At 71.3% G+C, this 22,940-nt stretch carries 20 protein-coding genes, 2 pseudogenes and 1 riboswitch; of the genes and pseudogenes, 10 read left to right on the top strand and 12 right to left on the bottom strand.

Features of this window, described 5'->3' with window-relative positions:
- Positions 1-25: 25 nt before the first annotated feature.
- Complete coding sequence (locus tag ABZ956_RS27810; RefSeq protein ID WP_361899300.1) at positions 26-598, bottom strand: hypothetical protein; 573 nt, start codon at positions 596-598, stop codon at positions 26-28.
- Between the two features lie 196 nt (positions 599-794).
- On the opposite strand from ABZ956_RS27810, the gene ABZ956_RS27805 reads away from it, so the two are divergent.
- A complete protein-coding gene (locus ABZ956_RS27805) occupies positions 795-1,301 on the top strand; it encodes an EF-hand domain-containing protein (protein WP_361899298.1) in 507 nt (168 codons plus the stop codon).
- Here the strand turns inward: ABZ956_RS27805 and ABZ956_RS27800 are convergent.
- Both ABZ956_RS27800 and ABZ956_RS27795 read right to left on the bottom strand, forming a co-directional pair.
- A complete protein-coding gene (locus ABZ956_RS27800; protein WP_361899295.1) occupies positions 1,298-1,816 on the bottom strand; it encodes an AAA family ATPase in 519 nt (172 codons plus the stop codon). The two genes, ABZ956_RS27805 and ABZ956_RS27800, sit on opposite strands and share 4 nt — an antisense overlap.
- A gap of 28 nt (positions 1,817-1,844) precedes the next feature.
- A pseudogene (locus ABZ956_RS27795) lies at positions 1,845-2,549 on the bottom strand (IS5 family transposase).
- 93 nt (positions 2,550-2,642) lie between these two features.
- On the opposite strand from ABZ956_RS27795, the pseudogene ABZ956_RS27790 reads away from it, so the two are divergent.
- Positions 2,643-3,464, top strand: a pseudogene (locus ABZ956_RS27790) (IS5 family transposase).
- Positions 3,465-3,479: 15 nt separating this feature from the next.
- On the opposite strand, the gene ABZ956_RS27785 reads toward ABZ956_RS27790, so the two are convergent.
- From ABZ956_RS27785 to ABZ956_RS27760, 6 genes are all read right to left on the bottom strand, one after another.
- Positions 3,480-3,776 (bottom strand): antibiotic biosynthesis monooxygenase family protein, encoded by a 297-nt coding sequence (locus tag ABZ956_RS27785; RefSeq protein WP_361899292.1) that lies wholly within the window; start codon positions 3,774-3,776, stop codon positions 3,480-3,482.
- 22 nt (positions 3,777-3,798) lie between these two features.
- On the bottom strand, positions 3,799-5,046 hold the full coding sequence (locus ABZ956_RS27780; protein WP_361899289.1) for an MFS transporter: 1,248 nt from the start codon (positions 5,044-5,046) through the stop codon (positions 3,799-3,801).
- Entirely contained in the window at positions 5,043-6,197 is a 1,155-nt protein-coding gene (gene tal, locus ABZ956_RS27775) for a transaldolase (protein WP_361899286.1), read from the bottom strand. Before tal ends, ABZ956_RS27780 begins: the two co-directional genes overlap by 4 nt.
- A 2-nt stretch (positions 6,198-6,199) precedes the next feature.
- A complete protein-coding gene (locus ABZ956_RS27770) occupies positions 6,200-7,033 on the bottom strand; it encodes a mycofactocin-coupled SDR family oxidoreductase (protein WP_361899283.1) in 834 nt (277 codons plus the stop codon).
- A 131-nt stretch (positions 7,034-7,164) separates the two neighbouring features.
- Entirely contained in the window at positions 7,165-7,863 is a 699-nt protein-coding gene (rpe, locus tag ABZ956_RS27765) for a ribulose-phosphate 3-epimerase (protein WP_361899280.1), read from the bottom strand.
- The gene (locus ABZ956_RS27760; protein WP_361899277.1) at positions 7,826-8,524 is read right to left on the bottom strand and encodes an HAD-IA family hydrolase; all 699 of its coding nucleotides are present in this window, start codon (positions 8,522-8,524) and stop codon (positions 7,826-7,828) included. The genes rpe and ABZ956_RS27760 overlap by 38 nt, the downstream gene beginning before the upstream one ends.
- Before the next feature lie 608 nt (positions 8,525-9,132).
- Here ABZ956_RS27760 and ABZ956_RS27755 point away from each other — a divergent pair.
- A complete protein-coding gene (locus ABZ956_RS27755; protein WP_361899275.1) occupies positions 9,133-9,933 on the top strand; it encodes a carbon-nitrogen hydrolase family protein in 801 nt (266 codons plus the stop codon).
- A 64-nt stretch (positions 9,934-9,997) separates the two neighbouring features.
- Entirely contained in the window at positions 9,998-11,704 is a 1,707-nt protein-coding gene (locus ABZ956_RS27750) for an NAD(P)/FAD-dependent oxidoreductase (protein ID WP_361899272.1), read from the top strand.
- Between the two features lie 34 nt (positions 11,705-11,738).
- Here ABZ956_RS27750 and ABZ956_RS27745 read toward each other — a convergent pair whose 3' ends face one another.
- Positions 11,739-12,431, bottom strand: coding sequence for a DUF5995 family protein (locus ABZ956_RS27745; RefSeq protein ID WP_361899269.1), 693 nt, complete (start codon positions 12,429-12,431; stop codon positions 11,739-11,741).
- Between the two features lie 212 nt (positions 12,432-12,643).
- Here ABZ956_RS27745 and ABZ956_RS27740 point away from each other — a divergent pair, with 212 nt between their 5' ends.
- Complete coding sequence (locus ABZ956_RS27740) at positions 12,644-14,038, top strand: solute carrier family 23 protein (protein ID WP_361899266.1); 1,395 nt, start codon at positions 12,644-12,646, stop codon at positions 14,036-14,038.
- Between the two features lie 122 nt (positions 14,039-14,160).
- Positions 14,161-14,889 carry a hypothetical protein gene (locus ABZ956_RS27735; RefSeq protein ID WP_361899263.1) on the top strand — a complete coding sequence of 243 codons (729 nt, stop codon included), beginning with the start codon at positions 14,161-14,163 and terminating at the stop codon, positions 14,887-14,889.
- A gap of 85 nt (positions 14,890-14,974) precedes the next feature.
- Here the strand turns inward: ABZ956_RS27735 and ABZ956_RS27730 are convergent, their stop codons facing one another.
- Together ABZ956_RS27730 and ABZ956_RS27725 are read right to left on the bottom strand one after the other, a co-directional pair.
- Positions 14,975-16,195, bottom strand: coding sequence for an MFS transporter (locus ABZ956_RS27730; protein ID WP_361899260.1), 1,221 nt, complete (start codon positions 16,193-16,195; stop codon positions 14,975-14,977).
- A 43-nt stretch (positions 16,196-16,238) separates the two neighbouring features.
- Entirely contained in the window at positions 16,239-18,650 is a 2,412-nt protein-coding gene (locus ABZ956_RS27725; protein ID WP_361899257.1) for a glycosyl hydrolase family 18 protein, read from the bottom strand.
- 247 nt (positions 18,651-18,897) lie between these two features.
- Positions 18,898-19,028, top strand: a riboswitch (FMN riboswitch).
- 205 nt (positions 19,029-19,233) lie between these two features.
- Here ABZ956_RS27725 and ribD point away from each other — a divergent pair.
- Genes ribD through ABZ956_RS27705 form a run of 4 tightly spaced genes read left to right on the top strand, consistent with a single transcriptional unit; the run spans position 19,234 to position 22,928 of the window.
- Positions 19,234-20,367 (top strand): bifunctional diaminohydroxyphosphoribosylaminopyrimidine deaminase/5-amino-6-(5-phosphoribosylamino)uracil reductase RibD, encoded by a 1,134-nt coding sequence (ribD, locus tag ABZ956_RS27720; RefSeq protein ID WP_361899254.1) that lies wholly within the window; start codon positions 19,234-19,236, stop codon positions 20,365-20,367.
- A 1-nt stretch (position 20,368) separates the two neighbouring features.
- Positions 20,369-20,980 (top strand): riboflavin synthase, encoded by a 612-nt coding sequence (locus tag ABZ956_RS27715; protein WP_361899251.1) that lies wholly within the window; start codon positions 20,369-20,371, stop codon positions 20,978-20,980.
- Positions 20,977-21,636: a nicotinamide mononucleotide transporter family protein gene (locus ABZ956_RS27710; RefSeq protein ID WP_361899248.1), complete on the top strand. Its 660-nt coding sequence runs from the start codon at positions 20,977-20,979 to the stop codon at positions 21,634-21,636. The genes ABZ956_RS27715 and ABZ956_RS27710 overlap by 4 nt, the downstream gene beginning before the upstream one ends.
- Positions 21,633-22,928, top strand: coding sequence for a bifunctional 3,4-dihydroxy-2-butanone-4-phosphate synthase/GTP cyclohydrolase II (locus ABZ956_RS27705; RefSeq protein ID WP_361899245.1), 1,296 nt, complete (start codon positions 21,633-21,635; stop codon positions 22,926-22,928). Before ABZ956_RS27710 ends, ABZ956_RS27705 begins: the two co-directional genes overlap by 4 nt.
- The last annotated feature ends 12 nt before the right edge of the window (positions 22,929-22,940 follow it).

Here is a 22,940-nt window from a genome sequence, read left to right as displayed (position 1 = left end):
AGTGTGCTCGGGTGGCGGGCCGGTGCTACGGGAGAATCTCCAGCTGAACCGCGCTCCGAGTGCCCTGGAGGCCGGAGGTGAGGCAGTCTGTGGGCAGTTGCCGGGGTAGCGCGGCCACGGTCCGGCGTACGAAGTGGCCTTTACCGCGTCCCTCCGTGACCCGGCCCGATTGCCGGATGAACAAGACGCCCGCGACGCGGGCAGTGGTGAGACCGTCGAGGACGATCACCGACCGGCCACCGTCGGCGTAGCGGACAGTTTCGGTGCCGTTGGCGCTGGACAGGGAGACGCAGGACGCCGACGGCGCGAAGGCGTCGAAGGAACCTGTCGCCGGGGCGGTGCGGCCGGAGCCGGTGGTGCAGGTGTAGCGCACGTCCGCGTGGTTGCGGGTCTCCCGGGGCAGGAGGGTCAGCGGTGGATCGTAGCGGCTGTGGGAGTTGCCCGTGCACGTGACGGCCTCGTACCCGCTCGCCCCCGCTTGGCCGGCCGGCGCCCACACCAGGGACGAGACCACCAGCGCCAGAGTCCCCAGCGTGACGGTCGCGCCGCGCCCTCTCCACATATGCCCCTCCAGGTAATCGTCCGCATCGATGGGCACGTCCTACCCGGTTCCGTATCGGCTGACCGGGCGTTTCGAAGTGCACCCCGGCGCACGCGTGTCTCAGCGCGCGTTCGCGCACGCCTGCCCTCCCAGCGACCCGCTTGGCATCCGCAGCGTGCCGGGTAGGAAGCGCTGGACGAGTCCTCGTCGAGCGGGAGCATGAACGGATCAGGAAGAGAGCCGAGTGAGCCGTATGACTGCCACAGCCGCCACCGCCGCGAGAGTGCGCGTGTTCGCCATGATGGACGCTGACGGGGACCGGGTCGTCACGCGGCACGACTACCTCTCCCGGATCGACCGGACCGTCCTGGCCACGGGGCGCTCCGAGGACGATCCGCTCGTCGTCACCGCCCGCGCGGAAGGGCTCAAGGCGTGGGGCGCGATGGACGCGGACGGCGATGGGAAGCTGACCTTCGACGAGTACAACGCATGGGTGGGCGCCGACAAGTTCGACAACATCTGCCGCTTCGCCCTCGGCGCGCTCTTCGACCTCGCCGACACGGACGGGGACGGTGCCCTGGACAAAGCCGGGTTCACCACGCTGCGCACCGCACTGAACAATCCGCCGGGCAACGCCGCCGCCGCGTTCGACGCGCTGGACGCCGACGGCGACGGCTTGGTCGGCCGCGACGCGTACCTCGCGTCGATCCGCGCCTACATCGTCGGCGACAGTTCCCCGATGGGCGAAGCCCTGTACTAGGGCGTGTATCGGAAGTGGATCTTGTCGGGTGGGGGTGGACCGACGAACGCCGCCAACTGGTCCACGACCTCGGCGAGGGGTTTGCGAGTGTCGATCTCCACGGTCGCCGACGGGCGGAGCAGCGGTTCGACCTCGGCTGTGTCCGCCACGATCTGGTCGCGTTGCTCTGCGGTCTTCCCGAAAGGGTTGGTGTCGCGGGTGGCGATGCGTTCGAGCATGACCTCCAAGGGCGCGCTGAACAGAACAACCTCGTCGAACCGGGGGTAGAACCTGTCCTGGTTCCAGACTGTGCCCGCGATGAACAGCGGCTCCCCCGAGATCTCATGTTCGGTGATCAGCGCGTTGATCCGGTCCTCTCGCCACTGCGGCTCGGTGCCGGCGTCGTCGGGGAGAGGGAGGTCTTCGATCCACTCCCCGACATCGGTGTCCACCACTCTGTATCCGCGCTGTTCCAGCTGGTTCAGGGCCGTCGTTTTGCCTGTGCCGGACATGCCCGTCACAAAGATCACCGTCATTCGGTCAGGGTAGCGAGGACGCGCGTCGTCACAGCCACTCGTTGATCGCTGCGATGAGTACGGTTGCTTCGTAGCGGACCGCGAGTTTGTCGTATCTCGTGGCCACAGCACGGTGCCTTTTGAGACGATTGATGCCGCATTCGACCGCGTGCCGAGCCTTGGGGCCGCGGCCGACCGGCGCCCGGACGGGCGATGCGGACCTTCTCCAGGACGGGCTCGAACTGCGGGGAGTCGCCTCGCTGCCCGGCGGCAATCACGATGGACATCGGCTTTTGGCCCTGCTCAACGGCCAGGTGCAGCTTGGTGGTCAGACCACCGCGCGAGCGGCCGAGGCTGTGGTCGTCCGGCTCGACGCCGATCCCGCCGGGCGGCTCCTTCTGCAGGTCCCCCTTTTCCGCGCCCCGGCGGCGTGCTGGTGGGCCCGGCTGACGGTGGAGTCGATGTTGAGGTCCCAGGTGATGAGCTCCCTGGCGTCGGCCTGGGCCTGCAGTTCGCCGAAGATCCACTGCCAGGTGCCGTCCCACTGCCAGCGCCGGAACAGGTCGTACACCCGGGCCCAGGGCCCGTACCGCTCCGGCACGTCCCGTCACGGAACACCGGTGCGGGTGCGAAACCGTATGCCGTCGACCAGCTGCCGACTGGTCCATATCGGCGGACGGCCCGGCTTCTTACCCCTGGGCAACAGCGGCCCCAGGCGGGCCCACTGCGCATCCGTCAGATCTCCACGCGCCACAGAACAAGATCATCCCACCTCAAGATCCACTTCCGATACAGGCCCTAGCCGAGCCGTGCCCTTTCGCGTTGGTATCCCGTTGTCCGGACCGTGTTGAGCAGAGGGGATCTGACGGACGACGAGTGGACAGTGCTGGAGCCGCTGCTGCCGGTGAGCAACAACCGGTGTGGGAGATGGCGGGACCACCGGCAGGTGATCAACGGAATCATTCACCGGATCAGTACCAGTTGCCAACGTCCAGGCCATGGCCGACGCAGCGGGGGGCATCGACTGGGACATCAACGTCGACTCCACCTCCGTCAGGGCCCACCAACATGCCGCCGGGGCCCGCAAGGCTCCGCTGCCACGACCGGCCGCTTCAAAAGGGGCTGTGCAAGGAACGGTTCGTCTGCGGCTGCCGGCCCTCCCGGAGAAGATGGTCCGGCAGGCGAGGCCCTTGGCCGGTCTCGCGGCGGGCTGACCACCAAGCTTCACCTGGCAGCGGAGGGGAAGTGCCGTCCACTCTCGCTGGTCCTCACCCCGGGCCAGCGGGCCGACCGCACCCAGCTCGAACCGGTGATGGACAAGATCCGCGTGCCCCGCACAGGACCCGGACGTCCGCGCCGTACCCCGGACAGCGTCAGCGCGGACCGGGCCTACAGCAACGGCATCATTCGCGCCTACCTGCGACGTCGCGGCATCAGGCACGTGATCCCGGAGAAGAGCGACAGCCGGGCCGCCCGCCTACGCAAAGGCTCACGTGGCGGACAGCCTCCGGGTTTCAGCCTAGGGCGATACAAGCAGCGCAACACTGTCGAGCGAGCGGTGAACAAGCTCAAGCAGTTCAGAGCTGTCGCGACCCGCTACGACAAACGCGGATGCGTCTATCTCGGCACCGCCACCGTCGCAGCACTTCTCATCTGGCTCCGATCATGATCGAAGAGACAGAACCTAGTCCAGCGCGGAGGCGGAGAAGTGACGCAGGACGGGCTCGCGGGCGAAGAAGTGCTCGATGGCGGCCGCGAACTCGGGGGCCTGCGGGCTCTTGGGGAAGTCGACGAGGTGGTGGTCCAGGCTCTGCCAGCCGACGCGCAGCAGGTAGGAGCCCGGGGTCTCCACGTCGGGGTACAGGTCGACCGAGGTGCAGCCCTCGGCGGAGGCCAGGATGGGGCGGGCCGCCAGCAGCGCCTGCTCGAACTCCGCCTCGCGGCCGGGCGTGATGAAGAGGTAGGCGTACTCGTAGATCACGGGGTTCTCCTGGGTGAGGGCGTCAGCGGACGCCTCGGACGCGGGTGACGGTCAGGGCTCCGGCGATGCCGAAGACCATGGTGAAGACGTACAGCGCGGTGTAGTTGCCGCCGCCGCCGAGGCCGAGCAGGAGCGGGGCGAGGGCCGGGCCGACGACCTGGGGCAGGACGTCGGCGCTGTTGATGACGCCGAGGTCCTTGGCGACCGTCGTGGAACTGGGCAGCACCTGGGTCGACAGGGCCATGTCCACGGCGAAGTACAGCCCGGAGCCGATGCCCAGCAGGGCCTGGGCGACGTAGACCAGGGCGAGGCCGTCGGCCGCGGCGAGGACGCCGAGGCCGGCGGTCAGCAGCAGGGCGGCGCCCGTGACGAAGGGCTTGCGCCGGCCGGCCCGGTCCGACAGCCAGCCGCCCAGGGCCGACGTCAGCGCGCTGAGCCCGTAGTTCATCGTGGTCAGCAGGGCCACGGTGGCGGCCAGGTCGGCGGCGGAGGTGTCCAGCCGGTCGGAGAGGTAGAAGGCGAGGTAGGGGGCGGGGGCCACGGCGGCGAAGTAGGTGAGGAAGCGGGTCACCCACACCCATCCGAAGTCGGGGTGGCTGCGGGGGTCCGTCCAGAAGCTGCCCCAGAACTCCTTCGCCGTGAAGGGCGGCTGGCCCGCCGGGGCGGGCCGGTCACGCAAGGTGACGGCGAACAGGACGACCACGGCCACGGCCACCGCGGCAGGCAGCAGGAACACCGCCGCGCTGCCCGCCAGCAGCGCCGCCGCCCCCGAGCCGACCGGGACCGCCAGGCGCTGGCTGAAGCCGGCCACGCCCGAGACCAGGCCGCGCTGTTCGACCGGGACCTGCTCGGGAATGGTCGCGGCCAGGGCGGCGATGGTCGCGTTGAACGACAGCTGCGCGAAACACCAGCCGAACGCGATGGCCGGCAGCGAGGGGACCAGGGCGACCACCGCCAGGCCGGCCGTCCCGCCCAGGACGCCGCCCACCAGCCACGGCCGGCGCCGCCCGAACCGGGAGGTCGTACGGTCCGACAGCCGCCCGAACAGCGGGTTCGCGAAGAGGGCGACCAGCGCGCCGAGGCTGGAGACCACGGCGAGGCCGACCTCCTTGTGCGCGGGGTCGACCTCGCCGATCCGCAGGGCGAGGGTGACCAGCGCGGCGGCCAGTACGGTGCTGTACAGCCCCAGATAGGCCAGCCCGATGCGGAGGACGAAGGCGCGCGAGGCCCTGCCCTCCGCCCGGGTGGTGTCCGAAGCGAGAGAGGTCATCCGGACAGCGGCTCCTCAGCGGTCCGGGAGAGCCGGTCCAGTGCCGCGGCGACGCTGTCGAGGAGGCTCTGCCAGGACGCCTCGAACTTCGCCACGCCCTCGTCCTCGAGCACCCGCACGACGTCGTCGTAGTCGATGCCGGCCTTGGCGAGCGCGGTGAAGTCCTCGTCGGCCTGTGCGTAGCCGCCGCGCACGGTGTCCCCGGCGACCTCGCCATGGTCGGCGAACGCGTCCAGGGCGTCCTCCGGCAGGGTGTTCACCGTGCCGGCCGTGATCAGGCCGGCCGTGTAGTAGGTGTCGGGGTAGGCGGGGTTCTTGGTGCTGGTGGACGTCCACAGGGGGCGCTGCGGGTTGGCTCCCGCCGCCAGGAGGGCGCGCCAGCGGTCGGTGCGGACGGCGTCCTCGTACGCCCGGAAGGCCAGCCGGGCGTTGGCGAGCCCGGCCCGGCCGCGCAGGGCCGCCGCCTGCTCGGTGCCCAGGGCCGTCAGCCGGTCGTCGATCTCGGTGTCGAGCCGGGAGACGAAGAAGGAGGCCACCGACTCGATCGCCCGCAGGTCCCGGCCGGCTTCCCGGGCCTGCTCCAGGCCGCTCATATAGGCGTCCATGACCGCCCGGTAGCGCTCCAGGGAGAAGATCAGCGTGACATTGACGCTGATGCCCTCCGCGATGGTCCGGGTGATGGCGGGCAGCCCCGCCCGGGTGGCCGGGATCTTGATGAGGACGTTGGGCCGGTCCACCATCCACCACAGCTGGCGGGCCTCGGCCACCGTCGCCGCCGTGCGGTGCGCGAGCCGGGGGTCGACCTCGATGGAGATCCGCCCGTCGTGCCCGCCCGAGCGCTCGTACGCCGGGCGCAGGATGTCGGCGGCATCCCGTACGTCGGCTGTGGTGATCAGGCGTACGGCCTCCTCCGCGGTGACCTGGCGCAGGGCCAGGTCCCGCAACTGGGCCTCGTATCCGCTGTCGAGGCCCGCGGCGATGGCCTTCTGGAAGATGGTCGGGTTGGTGGTGACGCCCACGACGTGCTTGTCGCGCACGACCTCGGCGAGGTTCCCCGAGGCGATGCGGGCGCGGCTGAGGTCGTCCAGCCAGATCGCGACGCCGTGCTCCGCGAGCCGGCGCAGTGGCTGTGCGGTCTGTCCCCCGGTCATGGTCATGCCTTGATGGAGGCGCCGGCGTCGACGGGCAGGGTCGCGCCGGTGACGTAGCGGGCCTCGTCGGACGCCAGCCACAGCACGGCGTTGCTGACGTCGATGGACTCCACCCAGGGCACGGGGATGACGCTCAGCTTGGCGGCGGCCTCGGCGAACTCCTCGCGGGAGGGGTCGGCCACGTCCGGCAGCAGCAGGCGGCGCCCGGTGACGTTCTGCACCATGTCGGTGTCCACGTTGCCCGGGTGGATGCTGTTGACGCGTATGTAGTGCGGCGCGAGCTCGTTGGCCAGCGAGCGCATGAGGCCGACGAGGCCGTGCTTGGACGCGGCGTAGTGGGCCATGTTGGGGCGTCCGAGGAAGCCGGCGACGGAGTTGGTGAAGATGAGGGAGCCGCCGCGACCGGCCTCGATCATGTGCGGGATCACGGCCCTGACCGTGTTCCAGGCGCCGGTCAGATTGATGTCGATCATGTCGTGCCACTGCTTGTCCGACAGCTCCCAGGCCCGGCCGAGCGAGCCGATGCCGGCGTTGGCGCACACCACGTCGATGTGGCCGAAGCGGGCGAGGGCCTCGCTGACCACGGCCTCGAGCTGTGCGGGTTCGCGTACGTCGGCGCTGCAGGTGAGGATCTGCCCGCCGCGTGCCTCGACGAGCCTGGCCGTCTCCTTCAGGTCGTCGGAGGTCGCCAGGGTGTAGTGCGTCGAGCCGACCTCCTCGCAGATGTCGGAGGCGACGATGTGGGCGCCCTCCTCCGCCAGCCGGACGGCATGGGAGCGGCCCTGTCCCCGGGCGGCCCCCGTGATGAAGACGACCTTTCCTTCTACGCGGCCCATGTACCAGCCCTTTCATCATCGTCTGTTGGCAAGGGTGTTGCGGGTGGCGAGGATGTTTTTCGGAGAGAGGAGACAAAGGTGGTGCCCGCGGCCCGCGGTGGGCAGGGGCGGCGGGTGTGGCCGGATGTGGCTCAGGAGACCTCGGCCGGCTGGCGGCGGGCCGCCTCGGCCTTGGCGCGCAGCGCGCGCACCGCCTCGTCGGGATCGGCGGCGGCGTAAACGGCGGAACCGGCCACGAAGGCGTCCGCCCCCGCCTCCGCGCAGCGGGCGATGGTGCGTTCGTTGACGCCCCCGTCGACCTGCAGCCACAGGGGCACTTCCCGGCCGGAGCCGCGCTGCCGGTCGATGGCCTCACGGGCCCGGCGCACCTTGGCCAGGACGTAGTCGAGCAGCTCCTGGCTGCCGAATCCCGGCTCCACGGTCATGATCATGAGGGTGTCGAGCTCGCCCAGGAGCTCGGTGTACGGCTCCACGGGGGTGGCCGGGTTGAGCGCGAGGCCCGCCTGGGCCCCGGCGGCGCGGATGGCCCGCAGGGTCCGCACCGGTGTCGTGGTCGCCTCGGCGTGGATGGTCACGCTGCCGGCGCCGACCTCCGCGTAGTGCGGGGCGTACAGATCGGGTGCGGCGATGCCGAGGTGGATGTCCAGCGGTAATCGCACGTTCTTGACCAGGGACTCCACGACCGGAAGTCCGACCGTGAGATTCGGTACGAAGTGGTTGTCCATGACGTCGACGTGCAACATGTCGGCAGCGTCGGCGACGGCGTCCGCCTCTTCTGCCAGACGTGTGAAGTCAGCGGCGAGAATACTGGGGGCTATTCGTAGGGCCACGATGTCCTCCGGTGATTTCCACGACGAGTTTGTCGTCCGTACAGCGCACCGAAATATCTCCGACGTTGTCCGCGATGGCGTCGGCGTCCCGCAGGGCGGCGTCGTCGTGCCGGAAGCGCACGGCGAGCGTGGTCATGCCGGCGGCCCGGGCCGCGGCGAGGCCGATGGGCGAGTCGTCGACGGCGAGCGCGGTACCGGGGGCGATGCCGAGCCGCTCGGCGGCCAGCAGGAAGCCCTCGGGGTGGGGCTTGGGGTGCCCGACGTCGTCGGCGCTGACGAGCACCCCGGGAAGCGGCAGGCCGGCGCTGGTCAGGCGGGCCTTGGCGACTTCGGTGTCATTGGAGGTGACGATCCCCCAGCGGGCGGGCGGCAGCGCGTCGAGCAGTCGCCGCGCGCCGGTCAGGGCGACGACGCGGGAGGTGTACTCGCGCTCGGCCAGCCGGACGTGCTCGGCATGGGCGGCGATCTCTTCTTCACTCAGGTGCGGGAGCAGGTCGCGGACGATGTCGTGCCGCTTCTGGCCGTAATACCTGGCGAGGTCGAAGCGGTCCCCGACCCCGGCGGAGTCGGCCCATTCGCCCCAGCACTGTTCGGCGTCGGGATAGGAATCGACGAGCGTTCCGTCGAGATCGAGAAGAATCGCGCTGTACGAGGAGTTCATGAACTCGACTTCCTTGTGCGCAGGGCTCCGGGAGAAGACGTGCACGCCTCACGCGCGGCGGGGGAATGCGCCGACGAGGTTTCTCCGTCGACGGGGTGGGATCCGGTCGGTGGGGGTTCGGGCCGATGGCCTTCGTCTTCGCAGCACTGTACACGCAAGTTCCGAACGCTCCGGTGAATTACCAAGCGGTGATGAGGAGTTGGCCGAATCAGGGACTGGCCTTACCGGGCCGGATGGCCTAGCCGGGCGGCCATGCGCGCTGGTCGGGTGACCGGACGGTCGGTCGTCCGGCGAGGGGCGGACCGTCACTCCCCGACACGTTCTGGCCAACAACCCGGGAGTGCTTGCGCCACGCCGCCGGCACCCTTCGCGAAGCGGCGGCCCGGTGCCGGGCGAGGGCGGCCCGGGAGGGCCCCGCCGGGCCGGCCGGAGCCCTCCGCCGCGACCCCCGCGCAACGAATCGCCGTGAAAGCCATGAAAGGCGCAACGAATCCGCCGTCTGCGCGCAACGTCGGTGCCTTGTCCCGCCGAGATCCCGGACCGTACCGTCGACTCGTTTACACGAACGCGTGTGTGCCCCGCCCGCCCGACCAGCCACAAGAGGACGTATGACGCCGCTGCGCATCGCGCTGTACCAAGGCCCCAGCGGCGTTCCCTCCTCCACCGCCGACAGCCTCGACGCCCTGGCCGCCGCCGCCCGGCGGGCCCGGGCCGCCGGCGCCCGGCTGCTGCTCACCAACGAGCTGTACCTGACCGGGTACGCCCTCGGCGAGGCCGTCCGCGAGCTGGCCGAGCCCGCCACCGGCCCCGCCGCGCAGGCCGTCGCCCGCATCGCCGCCGAGCACGGGCTGGCCATCGGCTACGGCTACCCCGAGCGCGACGGCGAGACGATCTTCAACTCGCTGCAGCTCGTCGGCCCGGACGGGGCCCGCCTCGCGCACTACCGCAAGACCCACCTCTTCGGCGCGTACGAGAGCACCTACTTCACGCCCGGCGAGGAGCCGCTGGTCCAGGCCGACCTCGACGGCGTCCGGCTCGGGCTGCTGGTCTGCTACGACGTGGAGTTCCCCGAGACCGTACGGGCCCACGCCCTGGCCGGGACCGAGCTGCTGCTCGCGCCGACCGCGCTGATGCGGCCCTACGAGATCGTCCCGCAGACGATCATCCCCGCCCGCGCGTGGGAGAGCCAGCTCTACATCGCCTACGCCAACCGCTGCGGCGCCGAGGGCGACCTCGAGTTCGCCGGGCTGTCCTGCCTCGCGGCGCCCGACGGAACGGTACGGGCGCGCGCCGGAGCCGGCGAGGACCTGATCATCGCCGACGTCGACCCGGCGCTGCTGGCGGCCTCGCGCGCCGAGAACACCTACCTGAGCGATCGCCGCCCTGAGCTCTACGGCTCGCTCACCTGACCCCCGGGCTGCCCCCGCTTCGCCCGCCCTCCCCACCCCCCCTGCCAGTAGGAGAGTCCAGCCGATGACGTCCACGGTGCCCACCGCCGTCCACGACGAGCACGAGCCGGCCCAGCCCGTCGAGCCGCCGATCACCATGTTCGGCCCGGACTTCCCCTTCGCCTACGACGACTTCCTCGCCCACCCGGCGGGCCTGGGCCAGATCCCGGCCACCGAGCACGGCACCGAGGTCGCCGTCATCGGCGGCGGCCTGTCCGGCATCATCGCGGCGTACGAGCTGATGAAGATGGGCCTCAAGCCCGTCGTCTACGAGGCCGACCAGATCGGCGGCCGGCTGCGTACGGTCGGCTTCGAGGGCTGTGACGAAGAGCTGACGGCCGAGATGGGCGCGATGCGCTTCCCGCCGTCCTCCACCGCCTTCCAGCACTACATCGACCTGGTGGGCCTGGAGACCAAGCCGTTCCCCAACCCGCTCGCGCCCGACACCCCCTCCACGGTCGTCGACCTCAAGGGCGAGTCCCACTACGCCGAGAAGATCGACGACCTCCCGCAGGTCTACCGCGACGTGATGAACGCGTGGAACGCCTGCCTGGAGGAGGGCGCGGACTTCTCCGACATGAACCGCGCCATGCGTGAGCGCGACGTGCCGCGCATCCGGGAGATCTGGGCGAAGCTGGTCGAGAAGCTCGACAACCAGACCTTCTACGGCTTCCTCTGCGAGTCCGAGGCCTTCAAGTCCTTCCGGCACCGCGAGATCTTCGGCCAGGTCGGCTTCGGCACCGGCGGCTGGGACACCGACTTCCCCAACTCCATCCTGGAGATCCTGCGCGTCGTCTACACCGAGGCGGACGACCACCACCGCGGCATCGTCGGCGGCAGCCAGCAGCTGCCCCTGCGCCTGTGGGACCGCGAGCCGGAGAAGATCGTCCACTGGGCGCCGGGCACCTCGCTGTCCTCGCTGCACGGCGGCGCCCCCCGCCCGGCCGTCACCCGGCTGCACCGCACGGCCGGCAACCGCATCACGGTCACGGACGCGACCGGTGACATCCGTACGTACCAGGCGGCCATCTTCACCGCCCAGTCGTGGATGCTGCTGTCGAAGATCGCGTGCGACGACACGCTCTTCCCCATCGACCACTGGACGGCGATGGAGCGCACCCACTACATGGAGTCCTCCAAGCTCTTCGTGCCCGTGGACCGGCCGTTCTGGCTGGACAAGGACGAGAAGACGGGGCGTGACGTCATGTCGATGACGCTCACGGACCGCATGACGCGCGGCACTTACCTGCTCGACAACGGGCCGGACAAGCCCGCCGTCATCTGCCTGTCCTACACGTGGTGCGACGACAGCCTCAAGTGGCTGCCGCTGTCGGCGAACGAGCGCCTGGAGGTCATGCTCAAGTCGCTCGGCGAAATCTACCCCAACGTCGACATCCGCAAGCACATCATCGGCAACCCGGTGACCGTCTCCTGGGAGAACGAGCCCTACTTCATGGGCGCGTTCAAGGCCAACCTGCCCGGGCACTACCGCTACCAGCGGCGCCTGTTCACCCACTTCATGCAGGACCGCCTCCCCGAGGACAAGCGCGGCATCTTCCTCGCCGGCGACGACATCTCCTGGACCGCGGGCTGGGCCGAGGGCGCCGTGCAGACCGCGCTCAACGCGGTGTGGGGCGTGATGCACCAGTTCGGTGGCTCCACCGACGCCACCAACCCCGGTCCGGGCGACGTCTACGACGAGATCGCGCCCGTCGAGCTGCCGGAGGACTGAGCCGGGGGCCGGCGCGCGGACGGATGTCCGCGCGTCAGCCCAGAGGCGTCAGGAGACAGCGGCCGACCATGCCGACGCTCGCGTCGACGCGGTCGGTGAGCTCCTCCACCAGATCGGGCAGCTCCCGCATGGCCCACAGCGCGCGGAACGAGGCCCACGCCGCGTTCCGCGCGGCCTCCAGCGTCCACGAGCCGACCAGGTGGGTCAGCGGATCGGCGACGTCCAGCAGATCCGGCCCCGGCATCAGCTCCTCGCGGATCCGCTCCTCCATGGCGACGAGCATGGACCCGATGCGATGGAAGTCGCCCTCGAGGGCGCGCGGCTCGACGTCCAGCGCCCGGCAGGTCTCCGTCAGGGCCAGGGCCAGGTCATGGCCGATGTGGGCGTTGATCCCGGCCAGCGCGAACTGCAGGGGCTGCACGGCCGGATGCCCGCGCAGCTGGAACAGCGGCCGCCAGCAGGCGGGCAGCAGCCGGCCCATGGACGCCTGGTCGACGGCGTGCAGATAGCGCTTGGCGAAGCGCACGTCGAGGTCGGCGGCGGCGTGCCGGTCGCGGAACCCGCCGGCCGCGGCCCGGTGGCCGATCTCCTCCGTGACCGCCAGATACACCCGGTTGAAGACGGCCACCCCGTCCCTCGGGGGCAGGGCGGCGTCGAGCCCCCGCATCCGCGCCAGTACCCCGTCGATACCGGCGGGCACCGCCGGCTGCGCCCGCGTCATCGTCATACGCACAGAGTGACAGTCGAATACGGAGCGTAGGCGAATCCGCGGGACAGTTAACCAGAACGGGTGAACGAGGGCCGTAGTTCGTGCCGGATTGTCACGCTCCGCATTCGCTGCCTCGCGGTGCTCACACGGGTTTTGTCCCTGCCATGACGATCGGCTATGAATCGCTTGGTCTCTGCGGCGCGTAGGGCCTTGCGAAATGGAGAGTGGTCATGGCGGGCGTCGGGTGGAAGCTGCACGGCGATGGCAAGCACCTGAAGCCCGGGGAGGTGGTCAAGCCGGGGGAGCGGCTGTCCTGGGGGCGCACTGCCGGGCTCGGGGCGCAGCATGTCGTCTCGATGATTGGGGCGTGTTTCGTCGCGCCGGTCCTCATGGGGCTGGACCCCAACCTGGCGTTGATGGCGTCGGGCGTGGCGACGGTGCTGTTCCTGCTGATGACGCGGGGGCGCGTGCCCAGCTACCTGGGTTCCTCGCTCTCCTTCGTCGGGGTGTCCGCGGTCATCGCGGGCCAGGGCGGGGACGCCGGCACTTTGACCGGCGCCATGCTCGTGGTGGGTGCCGCCCTGGCCGGCTGCGGAGTGGTCATCCAGGTCCTCGGCCCGCGGGTCATCCACGCGGTGCTGCCGCCCGCGGTGACCGGCGCGGTCGTGATGCTCATCGGCTTCAACCTCGCCCCGGTGGCGGCGGGTACGTACTGGCCGCAGGACCAGTGGTCCGCGCTCGCCACGATGCTGTTCACGGGCCTCGCGCTGGTGGTGCTGCGCGGTTTCTGGTCGCGTGTCGCGATCTTCCTGGGCCTGGTCTTCGGCTACGCGCTGTCCTGGGTCCTCGACCGGACCGCGGGCAAGATCCACTCGGCGGACGGCTCCGGCAAGGTGACGGACCACTGGCGCATCGACTTCTCCGGCGTGGCCCAGGCGGACTGGATCGGCGTGCCGTCCTTCCACGCCCCGAACTTCTCCGCCTCCGCGATCCTGGTCGCGCTGCCGGTGCTGGTGGCGCTCGTCGCCGAGAACGCGGGGCACGTCAAGGCCGTCGGCGAGATGACCGGTGACCCGCTCGACGACAAGATGGGCATGGCCATCGTCGCGGACGGCAGCGCGACGATGCTCTCCACCGCGGTGGGCGGTCCGGCCACCACGACGTACGCGGAGAACATCGGCGTCATGGCGGCGACGCGCGTCTACTCGACCGCCGCGTACTGGGCCGCCGCCGGCTTCGCGATGCTCTTCGGTCTGTGCCCCAAGTTCGGCGCGGTCGTCGCCGCCATCCCGGGCGGCGTGCTCGGCGGCATCACCGTCATCCTGTACGGGATGATCGGCCTGCTCGGCGCTCAGATCTGGGTGCGGAACAAGGTCGACTTCGCCCAGCCGCTCAACCTCGTGCCGACGGCCGCGGGCGTCATCATCGGCATCGGCGGGGTGTCGCTGAAGTTCACCGACAACTTCGAGCTCAGCGGCATCGCGCTGGGCACCCTCATCGTGCTCACCGGCTACCACAGCCTGCGCTGGCTCTCGCGGGCCGCCGCCCGCCGGGAGCCCGCCCTCCTGGACGGCGGCACCACCGAGTACGACCGCGGTACGAGCGGCACGAGCGGTACGGCCTGACCGTTGCTGCGATCGGCGCAATAAACACCTCGTAGGGCTGTATGGCCACGACCGCTGGATGTTTATCGGTTCATGCGAGGTATGCGTCTTGTGTCCGATTTCCTGCAATTCAGGAGACACACATGCGCAAGCTCGTCGGCCGCACCGCGGCCGCCGCGATCCTCGCCGGCGCCACCATCGTTCCGGTGGCCGGAGTGGCCCAGGCCGCGCCGCAGGTCGCGTCCGGCAACCAGGCATGGACCTGGGACGACGACCACGACGGTGACCGGGACAAGGGCCGCGACAACGACCGGGACCGTGACAAGAACAAGGGTCGCGACAAGGACAAGGGTCGCGACAAGGACAAGAACAAGGGCCGCGACAACGGTCGCGACCGGGACCGGGACTGCGACCGCGGTCGGGACCGGGACCGTGACCGGGACCGCGACTGCGACCGCGGTCGGGACCGTGACCGGGACCGCGACTGCGACCACGGCCGCAAGCACCGGGACCGCGACTGCGACCACAGCCACCACTACCGCAGCTACAGCCACCACAGCTACAGCAGCCACCGCGGCGGCTGGGGCGACTGGGGCAACAACTGGGGTGGTATCTGGATCGGCAAGTGGAAGAACCACGGCGGCTGGGGCTGGGGCGACCACCACAACAACAAGTGGGGCGGCGGCCACGGTGGCTGGGGCGGCTGGGACCGCCACGGCGACGACTGCGACCGCTGGGGCGGTGGCGGCCACCACAACAAGGGCCGCGACTGCGACGACAACAAGTGGGACCGCGGAGGGAACCACGACCGTGACTGCGACCACAACAACAAGCACCACGGTGGCGGGCACGGCTGGGGCATCCTGATCTGATCCGCAGCGCCTGACGGTTCCCCTCCACCGCGGGCCGTGGCCGACCCCCCGGGGTTCGGTACACGGCCCGCGGCGGCGTGTGCGGTCAGTGCCTGGCCGCCGGGGCCCCGCGGGAGAGCGCGGCGTCCCGGGCCGGGGCCCGCAGCACGCCCGCCCCCGCCACCAGCCCCGCCGCCAGCACGGTCACCAGGGCGAAGGACACCACCAGCGACGTGGCGTTCGCGATCTGCCCGATGGCGGCCGGCGCGATCAGCCCCGAGGTGTAGGTGATCGTCGCGACGCCCGCGATCGCCTGGCTGGGCTCCGGCCCGCTGCGCCCCGCCGCCGCGAAGGCCAGCGGTACGACGACGGCGATGCCCAGCCCCAGCAGACCGAACCCCGCGACGGCCGGCAGCGGATCGTCCGCCAGGACCACCAGCACCCCGCCCGCGGTCGCCAGCACGCCCCCCGTCCGTACGGTCCGCACCGGGCCGAACCGCCGCACTGCCGCGTCGCCCGCCAGCCGGGCCACCGCCATCGTGCAGGCGAAAGCCGTGGTGCAGGCGGCGGCCACGCCCGGGCCGGAGCCGATGACGTCGCGGAGGTAGACCGCCGACCAGTCCAGACTCGCCCCCTCCGCGAAGACCGCGCAGAAACCGACCGCGCCGATGACCACCGCCGAGCGGGGCGGCAGGGCGAACCGCGGCGGCGGATGCTCCGCGACCCCCGTACGGACGTCCAGCACCCAGCGGCAGACGACCGAGCCGAGCAGGACGAGCACGCCGGCCGCCACCGCCAGATGGACGCGGGCATCGGTGCCGGCGTGCGCGGCGACCGTGCCCGCCGCGGAGCCGGCGAGCGCGCCGGCGCTCCACATGCCGTGCAGCCCCGACATGATCGACCGGCCGAGCCGGTCCTCGGTCTCCACGCCGAGCGCGTTCATGGCCACGTCCGCCAGGCCCGACGTCGCCCCGTACACCGCCAGCGCCGCACAGAGCGCGAGCATGCCGGGGGAGAGGGCCGGCAGCGCCAGGGACGCGCACCACAGGGCGAGGAGGGCGCGCAGCGCCGTGCGCGAGCCGAAGCGGTGGCCGACCCTCCCCGCGAGCGGCATCGTGAGCGAGGCGCCGATCGCGGGGAAGGCCAGCGCGAGGCCGAGCTGCCCCGCGCTGACGCCCACGTGTTCCTGGATCCAGGGGACGCGGGTGGCGAACGTGCCCGTGACCGCGCCGTGCACGGCGAAGACCGCCGCCATCGCGATCCGTGCCCGCCGCACCCGGGGGTCCGTACGGTCCCTGGTGTCCGTGCCGTCGGTGCTCTCGCCCATTCCGCTCCTCGTCGGCTCCCGCCCGCTGCGCGCTCTCAGTGCATCAGCAGGCGCCCAGGTCCTGCCAGACCCCCCATTCGCCCGTGGTGCCGGGTTCCTCGCCCCGGGTCCACCACTTGGCCTTCCAGGAATGGGCCTTCCACGAGACGGTGGCACCGCCGTTGTAGGAGGCCGCCCTGTCCCAGGACGGGGCGGTGCAGGCGCCGCCGGTGGGGGTGCTCGTGGGGCTCGGGGTGCCGGTCGGGGTGGGCGTGGGGCCGCCCGGCTCGACGACGCTCGTGCCGCGGGCCAGGTCGCCGGTCAGGGCGTAGGTCCGGCCGCCGAAGGTCACGGTCCAGTTGGAGGGCGTCGACGTCGGCAGGTAGTAGACGAAGTCGAGGTCCGCCGAGGCGCCCGGCGCGAGCGGCTGCGAGGCCGGCAGCTTCACCGAGACCCGGTGGTAGTCGCCCTTGAGGCCGCCGATGTTGTTCGGCGCGGAGTGGTCGCTGCGCACGACCTTCAGGCCCCAGCCCGACTGGTCCCTGGCGTTGCCGGGCGCGGAGGTCGCGTAGTCGAACTGGAACTCCGAGCCGCCGGGGATGGTCGTCCGGGTGTTGTTGGTGAGGTGAATCTTGGGGTTGATGGGGTAGTTGGAGTCGCCGAGGGGGAACTGGGTGAAGCTCACCCCGATGTCGACGGCCTGGCCGGGCAGGTCGGTCGTCGCCCGTTTCGCCCCGTAGGCGGGGGCGGACTTGAACGCCTCGTACATCGTGGTGGTGAGCGTGGAGCCGGGCTCGTACTGCCCCTTGCCCGCGTTCCAGCCGAAGTCGCCGGCGAGCTCCCAGACCATCGTGCCGCCGAGCCCCTTGTCGACCACGTACTGGGCCTTGGCCTTCACCGACTGCTCGTCCTCCGTGGAGAGGAAGACCTTCTTGTCCGCGTTCCACAGCCAGGGGGCGGTCAGGGTGGCGTCGTAGCGGCGGGCGTAGGTGCCGGTGGGCTTGGTGCCGGCGGGGAAGCCGTACCGGCCGAGGTAGTCCCCGGCGACGCCCTTCTCCAGGTTCTTCGCGTGCCACATGGGGTTGGAGCCGGCCGGGGACTCCTTGCCGGCGTCGTCCTTGTCGTGCCAGAGGTTGTCGATGCCCACGGCTCCGTCGCCGCAGCTTGTCAGGCCCGAACCGGCGGGGCAGGAGGTCGCCTTGGCCGTTCCCCACAACCCGTCGCTGCCGCCTGTGACGTTCTTCCAGCCGCGCGTGTAGTACGGCAGGCCGAGGTTGATCCGGCCGGCGGGCAGCGCGCCGCGGAAGTAGTGGTAGGCCCAGTCGCCGTTGAGGTAGCCGGTGCCGCCGTACTGGGCGGCGCTGTAGACGCCCCACTTGGCGAGCTCGGCGTCCTTTCCGTCGTCGTACAGCGCGGCGTTCGGGCCCACGAATTCGTTCCAGGCGCCGTGCAGGTCGTAGGACATCACGTTGACGTAGTCCAGGTATTTCGTGCTCTGGTACGTCTCCATGCCGCGCAGCAGATAGCCGGAGGAAGGCGCGGCGACGGACAGCAGATAGTGCTTTCCGTCGGCCGCGCCGGCCCGGTCGAGTTTTTCGCGCAGCGTCTTCATCAGGGCCGCGTAGCCCTTGTTGAGCCCGCCGCGCCGGGCGTTGGCCAGCGGCCAGTCCCAGGGGTGGCCCGCGTCCTTCATCGAGGTCGGGTACTCGTAGTCGATGTCGACGCCGTTGAATCCGTACTTCTTGATGAAGGCGACGGCCGAATCCGCGAAGGTGTCGATCCCGGCCTGGTTGACCGATCCGTCGGCGTTCGTCGCCGTTTTGTAGAAGCCTCCGGAGTCGACGCGTTTGCCGTTCTCGTCGATGTAGCCGCCGGTCTCCGCCCAGCCGCCCACCGAAATGAGCGTCTTCACCTGCGGGTGCCGCTTCTTGAACTTGTTCAGGAGGTTGAAGTGACCCTGGTAGGGGAGCGCGGGGTCCATGTCGGCGCCGGGGACGTCCGGCCAGGTCATCCCGGTGGCGGGATTGGCGGCGCCGTCCGCGCCGACGGAGATCCTGTCGTCCGGGCCGACGTGGGCGAAGGCGTAGTTGAGGTGGGTGACCTTGTCCCAGGGGATGTCGGGGACGAGGTAGGCGGGGGTGCCGTCCCTGCCGGTGCGCCAGCCGGTGAAGTAGCCGATGACGCGGCGCTGGTGGTCGGTGCCCATCTTCTCGCGGCCCGCGGTGTCGTAGACCGAACAGTAGGGGACGTCGACGCCGGGGGTGGCGTAGAGGCCGTCGGGGCGGCAGGCGGCGTTGTCCTCGGCGTTCTCGGTGCTCTGGGTGTTTCCGGCGTGCGAGGCGGTCGCGGACAGGGTGCCCGTGAGCAGCCCGGCCAGAACGGCGCCCGCCGATGCGAGGGCGACGCTCCTGCGGGCGCGGGGTCTGAGGGGTCTCTTGCGGAACAACACGATCGGGTCCTCCAGTGGGGGGCTCATCAGAGCGGTGCGTGGGGGGTGTGCGACGTGCTGTGGCCCGTGGTGCGCGCGTACCGGCGGGCCGTACTCCTCGGAGGTGTGGCAGAGGTTAAGAGGACTAGACCAGTGCGTCAATAGGTATGGACCAAGTCGGCGCGAGGTCGCCCGGGCCCGGCGTACGGCCAGGTGTGAGGCGGCGCACTCTGTCAAGTCCCCGTGGACACCGCGGCGCCGCGCGGCGTACGCTCGGACGCGATTCATTTGTACGCAGCGCACTCCGGGGTCGGTGAAAGTCCGAACCGGCGGTTACAGTCCGCGACCCGTCCGCAGCCAGCGGCCGGTTGACCAGGTGAAATTCCTGGACCGACGGTTAAAGTCCGGATGGGAGGCAGTGCGCGGCGGGCACGCATCGGCACACCGTCACCGGTGACGCGGATGGGTGGCAGTCGTCCTGGCAGTTCCCGGGACGTCCCGGAAATCCTCCGGGATCCGGCCACCCCCTCCTCCCGTCCCCGGCTCCGTGGTCACCGCCGTGGCGTACCCGCTCATCGTCGTCCCGTACGACAGCCCCGGAGTCCGTGCCCGAAGAGGCAGGAGGACCCCGGTGGCCACCGCGACCGAAGCCGACGCGATGCGACGCGCCCTCGCGCTCGCCGCCCGCGCCCTCGGTTCGACCAGCCCCAACCCCGTCGTCGGCTGCGTCGTCCTGGACGCCGCCGGCCGCCCGGCCGGCGAGGGATGGCACCGCCGCGCCGGCGGCCCGCACGCCGAGGTCGAGGCCCTGCGCGCCGCCGCCGACGCCGGCCACGACGTCCGGGGCGGCACCGCCGTCGTCACCCTGGAGCCTTGCAACCACACCGGCCGCACCGGCCCCTGTGCCCAGGCGCTCCTGGACGCCGGCATCGCCCGCGTCGTCTACGCCGTCGCCGACCCCAACCCCACCGCCAAGGGCGGCGCCGCCACCCTCGAAGCGGCCGGCGTCGACACCGAGGGCGGGCTGCTCGCCGACGAGGCCGCGGCCGGCAACGCCGCCTGGCTCACCTCCGTGCTGCACCGGCGCCCCTTCGTGGTCTGGAAGTACGCCGCCACCCTCGACGGCCGCAGCGCCGCCGCCGACGGCACCAGCCGCTGGATCTCCTCGGCCGCCTCCCGCGCCGACGTGCACCGGCTGCGCGCCGAGGCCGACGCCGTCGTCGTCGGCTCCGGCACCCTGCGCGCCGACGACCCCCACCTGGCCGTCCGCGGCCCCGTGCCCGGCCGGGACCCCGTCACCCAGCCGCTGCGCGTCGTCGTCGACACCCGCGCCACCGTCAAGCCCGGCGCCCGGGTCCTGGACGACGCGGCACCGACCCTGATCGTCGTCGGCGAGGACGCCGACACCACTCACCTGCCCGGCGTCGAGACCGCCCGCCTGCCCGCCGACGCGACCGGCATCGACGTCCACGCCCTGCTCGCCGAGCTCTACGCACGCGGCGTGTGCTCCCTCCTGCTGGAGGGCGGCTCCACCCTCGCCGGCGCCTTCCTGGCCGCCGGGGCCGTGGACCGCGTCGTCGGCTACCTCGCCCCCGCCCTGCTGGGCGCCGGGCCCTCCGCCCTCGGCGACGCCGGGATCGGCACCATCGCACAGGCCCTGCGCCTGGACATCACCGACGTCGCCCGCGTCGGCCCCGACCTGCGGATCACTGCCACCCCCGTCGCCCCCGTATCCGTCCCCGTCTCCGCCACCGAGGAGAGCTGAAGTGTTCACCGGAATCGTCGAAGAGCTGGGTGAGGTCGTCGCCGTCGAGAATCTCGGCGACTCCTCGCTGCTGCGGCTGCGCGGCCCCGTCGTCACCGAGGGCGCCAAGCACGGCGACTCGATCGCCGTCAACGGCGTCTGCCTCACCGTGGTCGAGACCGCGGACGGCGAGTTCACGGCCGACGTCATGGCCGAGACCCTCGACCGCTCCAGCCTGGGCGCCCTCGCCCCCGGCTCGCGCGTCAACCTCGAGCGCCCCATGGCGCTCGGCGGACGCCTCGGCGGCCACCTCGTCCAGGGCCACGTGGACGGCACCGGCACCATCGTCGAACGCGTGCCCGGCGAGCACTGGGAGATCGTCAAGATCGCCCTCCCGGCCGGACTCGCCCGCTACGTCGTGGAGAAGGGCTCCATCACCGTCGACGGAGTGAGCCTGACCGTCGTCGAGGCCGGCGACGACCACTTCACCGTCAGCCTCATCCCCACCACCCTCGACCTCACCACCCTCGGCATCAAGCAGGCCGGCGACCCGGTCAACCTCGAGGTGGACGTCCTCGCCAAGTACGTCGAGCGCCTCCTGGGGCAGCGCGGCACGAAGGAGCCGGCCGCATGAGCACCCTCGACTGGCTGGGCGGCGAGGCTTTCGCCGCCTTCGGCCAGCATGTGATCTGGTCCGACATGATCGGCAACACCATCGGCCTCGCCGCCCTCGCCCTCGGCTGGCGCCGCTCCGTATGGACCTGGCCGGCCCAGCTCCTGTCCGGCCTCATCCTCGTCGCCGCCTACGCCTCCGCCCACCTCAGCGGCGGCATAGGCAAGCAGCTCCTGGTCATCACCGTCGCCCTGTGGGGCTGGCGGCAGTGGACCGGCGGCCGGCGCGACGCCCAGGACGGCTCCATCGCCGTCCGCTTCGCCACCTGGCGCGAGCGCGCCCTGCTGCTCGCCGGCACCGCCGTCGGTACCCTCGCCGTCGGCTCCCTGTTCACCGCCGTACCCGAACTGTCCTGGAACCCCTGGCCGGACGCGTACATCTTCGTCGGCACCCTCGCCGCGATGGTCGCCCAGGCCCGCGGGCTCGTGGAGTTCTGGTTCGCCTGGCTGCTGGTCGACGTGGTCGGCGTGCCGCTCGCCTTCGACAGCGGGCTCGCCTTCTCCGGCCTCGTCTACATCGTCTACCTCGTCCTGGTCCTGTGGGGCCTGCGCGACTGGTGGCTGCGTTCGCGGGCGAGCGCCCGGCCCGCAACCGCTGTGGAAGGAGTAACGGCATGACCGCCGTTCAGAGCTGGTACGACACCGACGACGGTGACGCCGACGTCCTCACCCTCGACCCCGTCGAGCGGGCGATCGCCGACATCGCGGCGGGCCGGCCCGTCGTCGTCGTGGACGACGCCGACCGCGAGAACGAGGGCGACCTGATCGTCGCCGCGGAGAAGATCACCACCGAGATCGTGGCCTTCATGATGAGCGAGTGCCGCGGCCTGATCTGCGTGCCCATGGAGGAACGCGACCTCGACCGGCTCGACCTGCCCCAGATGGTCGACCGCAACACCGAGTCGATGCGCACCGCCTTCACCGTCTCCGTCGACGCGAGCCGCGACCACGGCACCGACACCGGCATCTCCGCCGCCGACCGCGCCACCACCATCCGCCTGCTGGCCGACCCCGCCGCCGTCCCCGGCGACTTCGTCCGCCCCGGGCACGTCTTCCCGCTGCGCGCCAAGCCCGGCGGCGTCCTGGTCCGCAACGGCCACACCGAGGCCGGCACCGACCTCGCCCGCCTCGCCGGACTGCGCCCGGCCGCCGCCATCGTGGAGATCGCCGGCGAGGACGGCGCCATGCTGCGCCTGCCCGAGCTGGTCCCCTTCGCCCGCAAGCACGGCCTGTCGATCATCTCCATCGAGGACCTGATCGCCTACCGCAAGTCCAGCGAGCCCACCGTCCGCCGCGAGGCCACCACCCGGCTGCCCACCGCCTTCGGCGACTTCCGGGCCCACGGCTACCGCTCCACCGTCGACGGCGTCGAGCACATCGCCCTGGTCGCCGGCGACCTCGGCGACGGCGAGGACGTCCTGGTGCGCGTCCACTCCGAGTGCCTGACCGGCGACATCTTCGGCTCCCTGCGCTGCGACTGCGGCCCCCAGCTGCACGCCTCCCTCGAGCGCGTCACCACCGAGGGCCGCGGCGTCGTGCTGTACCTGCGCGGCCACGAGGGCCGCGGCATCGGCCTGCTGCCCAAGCTGCGCGCCTACGAGCTCCAGGAGGACGGCCGCGACACGCTCGACGCCAACCTCGAGCTCGGCCTGCCGGCCGACGCCCGCGACTACGCCGCCGGCGCCCAGATCCTCACCGACCTCGGCGTGCGCTCGCTGCGCCTGCTGACCAACAACCCCGACAAGACCGCCGCCCTCGTCCGGCACGGTCTCAAGGTCACCGGCCGCGAGCCCATGCCCGTCCAGGCCGGCGAGCACAACCTGCGCTACCTGCGCACCAAGCGCGACCGCATGGGACACGACCTGCCCTGGCTGGACGCCGAACACGTGTCCGCCTGCGGCAACCAGTAGCCGACCCCGAGC

Origin of the sequence: Streptomyces sp. NPDC046261 (assembly GCF_040646235.1) — a bacterium.
GTDB lineage: Bacteria > Actinomycetota > Actinomycetes > Streptomycetales > Streptomycetaceae > Streptomyces.
This window is presented reverse-complemented; position numbering and strand designations above follow the sequence as displayed.